Origin of the sequence: Pararhizobium sp. (assembly GCF_035497515.1) — a bacterium.
In the GTDB taxonomy this organism is placed as follows: Bacteria; Pseudomonadota; Alphaproteobacteria; order Rhizobiales; family Rhizobiaceae; genus Pararhizobium.
In genome coordinates, this window is record NZ_DATJDJ010000221.1 from 22,044 (window position 1) to 28,872 (window position 6,829).

At 62.6% G+C, this 6,829-nt stretch carries 6 protein-coding genes; 4 read left to right on the forward strand and 2 right to left on the reverse strand.

Going from position 1 to position 6,829, the window contains the following annotated elements:
- Positions 1-97 precede the first annotated feature (97 nt).
- From VL202_RS23335 to glcF, 3 genes are all read left to right on the forward strand, one after another.
- Positions 98-1,537: an FAD-binding oxidoreductase gene (locus VL202_RS23335; protein ID WP_325466444.1), complete on the forward strand. Its 1,440-nt coding sequence runs from the start codon at positions 98-100 to the stop codon at positions 1,535-1,537.
- Positions 1,534-2,736, forward strand: a complete 1,203-nt coding sequence (gene glcE, locus VL202_RS23340; protein WP_325466445.1) for a glycolate oxidase subunit GlcE — start codon at positions 1,534-1,536, stop codon at positions 2,734-2,736. The genes VL202_RS23335 and glcE overlap by 4 nt, the downstream gene beginning before the upstream one ends.
- A 199-nt stretch (positions 2,737-2,935) precedes the next feature.
- Positions 2,936-4,252, forward strand: a complete 1,317-nt coding sequence (glcF, locus tag VL202_RS23345) for a glycolate oxidase subunit GlcF (RefSeq protein ID WP_325466446.1) — start codon at positions 2,936-2,938, stop codon at positions 4,250-4,252.
- 73 nt (positions 4,253-4,325) lie between these two features.
- Here the strand turns inward: glcF and VL202_RS23350 are convergent, their stop codons facing one another.
- Together VL202_RS23350 and VL202_RS23355 are read right to left on the reverse strand one after the other, a co-directional pair.
- Positions 4,326-5,015, reverse strand: a complete 690-nt coding sequence (locus VL202_RS23350; protein WP_325466447.1) for a L,D-transpeptidase — start codon at positions 5,013-5,015, stop codon at positions 4,326-4,328.
- Positions 5,016-5,179: 164 nt separating this feature from the next.
- Positions 5,180-5,950, reverse strand: coding sequence for a L,D-transpeptidase (locus VL202_RS23355; RefSeq protein WP_325466448.1), 771 nt, complete (start codon positions 5,948-5,950; stop codon positions 5,180-5,182).
- Positions 5,951-6,204: 254 nt separating this feature from the next.
- Here VL202_RS23355 and VL202_RS23360 point away from each other — a divergent pair.
- Positions 6,205-6,829 (forward strand): DNA-3-methyladenine glycosylase I (locus VL202_RS23360; RefSeq protein WP_325466449.1); only part of this gene is annotated, 625 nt, incomplete at its 3' end.

Genomic DNA, 6,829 nt, shown 5'->3' on the forward strand with positions numbered 1-6,829 from the left:
TGACCATTGTTTCGGAACCGGAAAAACTGATTAACATTTGCCGGATTATGATGGTAGTGGTAAAGAAAAAATACCACTTGGATGCAGGGATGACGAAATGCCGGAGACGATCGCCTTTCTGGAGCCCAAGCCATCGGTGCTTGCCCGCCGTGATGCGATCATTGCGGATCTGGCCGATCTCCTGCCGAAGGGCTGCCTGATCAGCGAAAAGCGCGGGCTGGTTCCGTTCGAGACGGATGCCTTCATTGCCTATCGCCAGGTGCCGCTTGCCGTCGTCCTGCCGGAAACGACGGCGCAGGTCGCCGCCGTCATGAAATATTGCAGCCGCTACGGTATTCCCGTCGTTCCGCGCGGTGCCGGCACGTCGCTGTCGGGCGGTGCCATCCCGCAATCCGATGCCGTGGTGATCGGCCTGTCGAAGCTGTCGCGCATCCTCGATATCGATTTTGCCAACCGTACGGCAACGGTTCAGGCCGGCGTCACCAATATCAATATTTCGGAAGCCGTATCGGCCGATGGTTTCTTCTACGCGCCGGATCCGAGCTCGCAGCTTGCCTGCACCATCGGCGGCAATATCGGCATGAATTCGGGCGGCGCCCATTGCCTGAAATATGGCGTCACCACCAACAACCTGCTCGGCGTCAAGATGGTGCTGTTCGACGGCACGATCATCGATCTCGGCGGCAAGGCGCTGGATGCGCCGGGCTATGACCTGCTTGGTCTGGTTTGCGGCTCGGAGGGGCAACTCGGCATCGTCACCGAGGCGACTGTGCGGCTGATTGCAAGGCCAGAAGGCTCACGGCCGGTACTGTTCGGTTTCATGTCGTCGGAGGAGGCAGGCGCCTGCGTCGCCGAGGTCATCGGCTCCGGCATCATCCCGGTCGCCATCGAATTCATGGACAAGCCGGCCATCAGCATCTGCGAGGCCTTTGCCCAGGCCGGATATCCGATGGATGTCGAGGCGCTTTTGATCGTCGAGGTCGAGGGATCGGAGGCGGAAATGGAGGCGATGCTCTCGAGCATTATCGAGATTGCCCGCCGCCACGGCGTCTCGACGATCAAGGAAAGCCAGTCGGCAACCGAGGCGGCGCTGATCTGGAAGGGCCGCAAGTCCGCCTTCGGCGCCACGGGCCGCATTGCCGACTATATCTGCATGGATGGCACGGTGCCGCTCGGCCAATTGTCCTATGTCCTGAAAAAGACCAGCGAGATCATCGATGGCTACGGCCTTCGGGTCGCCAACGTCTTTCACGCCGGCGACGGCAACATGCATCCGCTGATCCTCTACAATATCAACGATCCCGAGGATGCCGCCCGCGCCGAAGCGGCTGGCAACGATATCCTGCGGCTTTGCGTCGATGCCGGCGGTTGCCTCACCGGCGAGCACGGCGTCGGCATCGAGAAGCGCGACCTGATGCTGCACCAGTTCTCGCAAACCGATCTCGACCAGCAGATGGCGGCGCGCGCGGCGTTCGATCCGCACTGGATCATGAATCCCTCCAAGGTCTTCCCGCTGGAAGGGCGCCCGGCTGCATGAACATGGAATTTGAGCCAACGTCCGAAACGGAAGCCGCCGACATCGTCAGGCAGTCTGCCGGAACAGGAACGCCGCTTGCCATCGTCGGCGGCGGAACGCGCTCCGGCCTTGGAAACCCGGTCCGGACGCCGCAGGTGCTGTCGACCCGAAAGCTCTCCGGCATCATCAGCTACAATCCGGCGGAAATGACGATGAGCGCCAGAACCGGCACGCCGATGGCGGAGATCGAGGCGGCGCTCTCGCAAAACCGGCAGATGCTGGCCTTCGAGCCGATGGACCATCGCGGCGTCATGGGTACGTCGGGCGAGCCGACCATTGGCGGCGTCTTTGCCGCCAATGTCTCCGGCCCCCGCCGTCTGACGATCGGTGCCGCCCGCGACCACCTGCTCGGCATCCGTTTCGTCAATGGTGCGGGCGAGGTCATCAAGTCCGGTGGCCGGGTGATGAAGAACGTCACCGGGCTCGATCTGGTCAAGCTTCTCTGCGGATCGCATGGAACGCTGGGGCTCCTCACCGAAGTTACGTTCAAGGTCCTGCCCCTGCCGCCCATCGCCGCGACGGTCGTTGCTTTTGGTTTGGACGATTCGCAGGCCGCAGCCGCCATGGCGCATGCCATGGCGATGCCGGTCGAGGCATCCGGTGCCGCGCATCTGACGGAAACCGTGCGCTATCGCTTCCTTGGCAGCAGCCTGCCGGATGGCGCCGCGACCGTGCTGCGCATCGAGGGGCTGGCGGCGTCGGTTTCCGCCCGATCCGAAAAGCTGAGATCGGCGCTCGCCACTGTTGCCCCCGTTACTGTCCTTGATCCGGAGGTGACCGAAAAACTCTGGCGCGACATCCGTGATGTCAAACCCTATGCGGACGGCACCCGGAAATCCCTCTGGCGCGTCTCGATCGCGCCCTCGGCCGGCCACCAGCTTGTCGCGGCGCTGCGGCTTGAAGCCGGCGTCGATGCCTTCTACGACTGGCAGGGCGGCCTCGTCTGGTTGCGGATGGAAGCCGATGCGGAGGCGGAACTCTTGCGCGGTTATATCAAGGGTCTCGGCGGTGGACATGCGACCCTGGTGCGGGCATCCGATGCGGTTCGCGATGCCACCCCGGCCTTCGAGCCGGAACAGCCGGCCGTTGCAGCACTGTCGGCGCGGCTGAAGGACAAGTTCGATCCAAAGGGGATTTTTAATCCGGGGAAGATGGGGTGACGGGAATGACCAGTATGCCGTGCCACACCCCCCTCTGTCCCTGCGGGCCATCTCCACAAGGGGGGAGATCATTCTTTTCCCCAAGTGACCTCATAGTAAGGCGGGCATGGAGCCGGCGGCCAATCTGCCCCCTTGTGGGGGAGATGTCACGCAGTGACAGAGGGGGGGATGCCTCCGCACACTCGGAGCGAAATACCTGATGCAAACCACCTTCACACCCGCACAGCTTGCCGATCCGCATGTGGCCGAATCCGAATCCATATTGCGCAAATGCGTGCATTGCGGTTTCTGCACCGCCACCTGTCCGACCTATGTGACGCTCGGCAACGAACTCGACAGCCCGCGCGGGCGCATTTACCTGATCAAGGACATGCTGGAAAACGGCCGTCCGGCGGATGAGGAGGTGGTGACCCATATCGATCGCTGCCTGTCCTGCCTTGCCTGCATGACCACCTGTCCGTCGGGCGTGAACTACATGCATCTGGTCGATCACGCGCGGGTCCATATCGAGCAGACCTATCGGCGGCCGCTGAAGGACCGGTTGGTGCGCAGCGTGCTGGCGGCGGTGCTGCCCTATCCGGCACGCTTTCGGCTGTCGCTGAAGGCCGCAAGACTTGGCCGGCCGTTTGCCGGGCTGCTGAAGCGGGTGCCGTTCCTGAAGACGTTTGGGGTCATGCTCGATCTGGCGCCAACGGAAATCGCCGCGCCATCGCCGGCCTCGAAACCGGGTATCCGCCCGGCAAGCGCGCCGAAGCGGGGCCGCGTCGCGATCCTCACGGGTTGCGCCCAGCCGGTCTTGAAGCCGGGGATCAACGAGGCGACAATCCGGTTGCTGACCCGGCTTGGCGTCGAGGTCGTGGTGCCGCAGGGCGAGGGCTGTTGCGGCGCGCTGGTGCATCACATGGGCCGCGAGGAGCAGGCGCTCGCGGCGGCGCGGCGCAATGTCGATGTCTGGATAAAGGCGGCCGACGAAGGCGGGCTGGACGCGATCATCATCACCGCGTCGGGCTGCGGCACGACGATCAAGGACTACGGCCATATGCTGCGGCTTGACCCTGCCTATGCCGAAAAAGCCGCACGCGTTTCCGCCTTTGCCAGGGATATCACCGAATATCTGGCAGGCCTCGACCTGCCACGGCAGGAGCCGAAGAACGTCACCGTCGCCTATCATTCCGCCTGCTCGATGCAGCACGGTCAGAAGATCACGATGGCGCCGAAACTGCTGCTGAAGAATGCCGGGTTCACAGTCCGCGACCCGGCGGAAGGGCATCTCTGCTGCGGCTCCGCCGGCACCTACAATATCCTGCAGCCGGAGATTTCGGCAACCCTGAAGACCCGCAAGGTAAAGAACATCGAGGCGACAAAGGCCGACATCATCGCCACCGGCAATATCGGCTGCATCACCCAGATCGCCACCGGCACGGCCATGCCGATCCTGCACACGGTCGAGTTGCTGGACTGGGCCTATGGCGGAGAACGGCCGCAGGAGCTTGAAACGGCCGGCGGCACGATCTGATCGTCGATCTGACGTGTATAAAAGCCCGCCGGTCGTCCAAACCGGCGGACTTTCAAACCGCGATCGACCGCGCTCAGCCGCCGAAGATCGTCCGCAGGATATCGACGCCGCGGACATCGAACGAGACGTCGCCCTGCTTGTTGCCGGGGCCGATGACGATCACCTTGGCACCGATCGAGGCGCGATCATAGAGATGCTCCACGTCCTTGTTCATCATGCGGATGCAGCCGGACGACATGTTGAGGCCGATCGTCCAGGGCTGGTTGGTGCCGTGGATGCGGAAGCCGGAATCGTTCCTGCCCTTGTAGAGATAGAGCGCGCGGGCGCCGAGCGGATTGTCGATACCGCCTTCCTGGTAGGCCGGCAGGATATGGCCCTTCTTGCGTTCGCGGGCGATCATTTCCTTCGGCGGCGTCCAGCCGGGCCATTCGGCCTTGCGCTGTACCTTGACGACGCCCGACCAGCCAAAACCTTCGCGGCCGACGCCGATGCCGTAGCGCGTCGCCTTGTTCGGACCTTCGATGTAATAGAGATATTTGTTGTTGGTATCGACGATGATCGTGCCTGTCGGCTCATCCGTCCGCAGCCGCACCTTGGTGCGCCAGAATTGCTTGGCCGGCATTTTCTGCGTGGCGACCAGCGTGACGTCCGAGCTGGTCTTCGTGTTTGCCGGCTCCGCGGGCATGAAGGCCGCGGCGCCCGAGGCGCCAAGCAGGATGGTGGTCGCAGCCGCTGCGGCCAATGTTCTCAACGCATATTTCATTCGCAATTCCTCTCCAGTCCCAAGGCTGAAAACGCTATTCACAATCGCGTTTTGTGCAAGTCTCACGGCGGCTGGATAGAGCAAATGTGATCGCAAGCGGTGTATCGACGGGAACAGTTGTTGCCGAAAGGTCACTTTTGGACCTTTCGGCAAGCCTTGAAGCGTCAGATGACGATGACCTTCGTGCCGACCGTCACGCGCTCGTAGAGGTCTGTCACGTCCTCATTGCGCATGCGGATGCAACCGGAGGAAACGGCATAGCCGATGGTCCAGGGAGCATTCGTGCCGTGGATACGATAGAGCGTCGAGCCGAGATACATGGCGCGCGCACCGAGCGGATTGGCCGCTCCGCCTTCCATCGAAGCCGGCAGGTAATGGCCCTTGGCGGCTTCCCGGGCGATCATTTCCTTCGGCGGTGTCCAGCCCGGCCATTCGGCCTTGCGGGTGATCTTGTGGGCGCCGGCCCATTCGAAGCCAGGCTTGCCGACACCGACGCCGTAGCGCCGCGCTTCTCCGTTGCCGGTCACCAGATAGAGAAAGCGGTTGTTGGTATCGATGACGATCGTGCCAGCCTTTTCCTGCGTCTCATAGGCGACGGTTTGCGGCAGGAATTGCGGGTCCATCTGCTGCGGCTTCGGCTTCGGCTGCGCCCGCGTCATCGCGACAGGCTGGGCAAGGGCGGTGCCGGAACGCTGCACGTTGCGCTGGAAGAGATACTGTTTTCGGGTGGCGGCCGGCGCGCGAACGGCTATACGGCGCTTCTGCTGGCGGTAGACGCGGGGTTCGACAGTGCCGCCAAGCTGGGTAACCCAGGGCGCGGTCAGGTCCGGACTGATGATGACCGGCGGACGGTTCTGGTACCGGTCCTGCGCCTCGGCAAAACTGGTGAAAGTGAGAAGAATGGTTGTGGCAAGGATCAAGGATTTTTTCAACATCGGACGGGCTCGCTACCTTTCGCCGGGGACATGTCATAGCTTCGCCATCCGCGGGGCGGGCGCAGCACGACTGGAATTTTGAACGCCAGAAACACTGGCGGAATGGGACGATGGTGGCACCGGGCGGCAACCGAATGGTAAATGCCCGTTCATTAAAAGGCCTTCGCACAGCGAAAGCTTTGGGTAGGGTTATCGCCCGCTTTAGGACTATGGTTGGCGAATGGTAAAGCGCGCGCAGGAGCGGGGAGAACAGTGTGACGGCAAAGGGTATCATCACCGGCGAGGACGGGCGCGAGCGTTGCGCCTGGCATGCCAATCTGGCGGACTACCAGCGCTACCACGACGAGGAGTGGGGCAAGCCGATGGCCGACGACATCCGGCTGTTCGAGAAGATCTGCCTCGAAGGCTTCCAGTCCGGCCTCTCCTGGCTGACGATCCTGCGCAAGCGCGACGCTTTTCGCGCGGCCTTTGCAGGCTTTGATTTCGATGTCGTCGCGGGTTTTGGCGACGAGGATATCGCCCGCTGCCTTGCCGATCCCGGCATCGTGCGCCATCGCGGCAAGATCGTTTCCACCATCAACAATGCAAAGCGCGCGCAGCAGTTGAAGGCCGAATTCGGCTCGCTCGCCCGCTATTTCTGGAACCATGAGCCTGGCGGCAACGAACGGCCGAAAAGCGTCACCTGGGAAGCGATTGCCGCCAATCCGACCACGCCGACATCGACGCTGATTTCGAAGGACCTGAAGAAACGCGGCTGGACTTTCGTTGGCCCGACGACGATCTATGCCTTCATGCAGGCGATGGGCCTGGTCAACGACCATATCGAAGGCTGCTTCTGCCGGGAGAAGGTCGAGCAGATGCGCGCCGGATTCAAGCGGC